The sequence below is a fragment of the Halobacillus litoralis genome (assembly GCF_020171725.1).
Taxonomy (GTDB): Bacteria; Bacillota; Bacilli; order Bacillales; family Halobacillaceae; genus Halobacillus; species Halobacillus litoralis_F.
On sequence record NZ_JAIVAJ010000020.1, the window covers coordinates 1 to 1,560 of the forward strand.

Consider the following 1,560-nt stretch of genomic DNA (forward strand, 5'->3'; position numbering starts at 1 on the left):
CCAGGCTGTTGAGAAACTTTCCTCAACAGCCTTATTTTTCTATATATTTCGACAATTACATTGTATAATGAAGAAAATGAATCAAGGAGCGATGCCCCATGATGGGTACACCGGTCAACCACCGTCAAGACAAGGTTTTGGTTTCCACGGAAGAGTTTGTTCCTCCTAATCATTTTCTTCGTGATGTTGATCGAATCATTGATTTCTCATTTATCGAATCCATTGTAACCCCTCACTATTGCCATGATAATGGACGAACTTCCATACCCCCGGTAACCTTATTCAAGATGCTTTTCGTCGGCTTTCTTTATGGTATTCGTTCTGAACGACAATTAGAGAAAGAATTGAATGCCAATATCATCTATCGCTGGTTCTTAGGTTTTTCCCTTCTTGATCCAATCCCTGATCACTCGACCATTAGCTTTAACCGTCACAAAAGGTTCCATAATACCACGGTTTTCAAAGATATCTTCGAAGAGATTGTACGGCAGGCTCAAGATCATCGACTAGCCGATGGCCGTATCCTTTTAACTGATTCCACTCATATTAAAGCCAACGCCAATAAAAATAAATACGTTCGAAAAGTGAAGACAGAAAAAATCCCGCATTATTTTGAAGAATTAGAGGAAGACGTTCAAAAGGACCGGGCTGAACACGGAAAAAAGCTCTAAAACCCAAGAAGGCACGTGTGTCCACCTCAACGAAACCGAAAATGACAAGGGAAAGTGTGACTGATCCCGATAGCGGGTTCTTGATGCGCGACCATAAACCTCAAGGGTTTTTCTATCTGGATCATCGTACCGTTGATGCCAAGTACAACATTATTACGGATACGCACGTCACGCCCGCTAACATTCATGATTCAGAGCCTTACTTGGAGAGGCTTCGGTATCAAAAGGAGGCATTCGGTTTTTCGGTTGAAGCTGTCGGAATTGACTCAGCTTACGCAACTGGCCACATAGCTAAAACCCTAAATAAAGAAGAGATTTTCGGCGTTGTAGGCAATCGCCGTTTTAAAGGTGGGAATCAAAAAGTTCCCAAACGTAAGTTTCAGTTTGTTGAGTCAATCGATGCTTATGCTTGTCCGATGGGATGCAAGCTATCCTATGCGACAACGGATCGGGACGGGTATCGTCACTATAAAAGTCGTCCTGAAGACTGTGAGAACTGTCCGTTACGAGACGATTGTTTTTCAGCTAAATCTAAAAATCGTGTCATCACACGCCATATTTGGGAAGGGGAAAAAGAGAAGCTGAAAGCGAATAAGCGAACTGAAACAGGAAAACGGTTATATAAATCGCGCAGCTATACGATTGAGCGTAGCTTCGCTGATTCAAAAGAGCTTCATGCTTTTCGATATGCCAGAGGCCGAGGGGTGGAGTGTGTCCAAGAACAGGCTTACATGACGGCCACGACCCAGAATATCAAGAAAATCGTCCTCATATTGAGCAAAAGAGGGTAAGGAGACCTCTTATCAAGGTCATTTAACGGTTTACATAAAGAAAAAATTACAAATAATGGTATTAGCGCACTATAAGACATAGTTTCTCAACAAACTGG

General features: G+C 42.3%; 1 protein-coding gene. It reads left to right on the top strand.

All coding sequences use genetic code 11. The annotated features are described in order from the left end of the window. Positions 1-98 precede the first annotated feature (98 nt). Positions 99-1,462 (top strand): IS1182 family transposase gene (locus LCM20_RS19925; RefSeq protein ID WP_412098014.1). Its coding sequence is split into 2 segments (ribosomal slippage): positions 99-666 and positions 666-1,462, totalling 1,365 coding nucleotides; the frame shifts between segments, so codons are not numbered across the junction. The last annotated feature ends 98 nt before the right edge of the window (positions 1,463-1,560 follow it).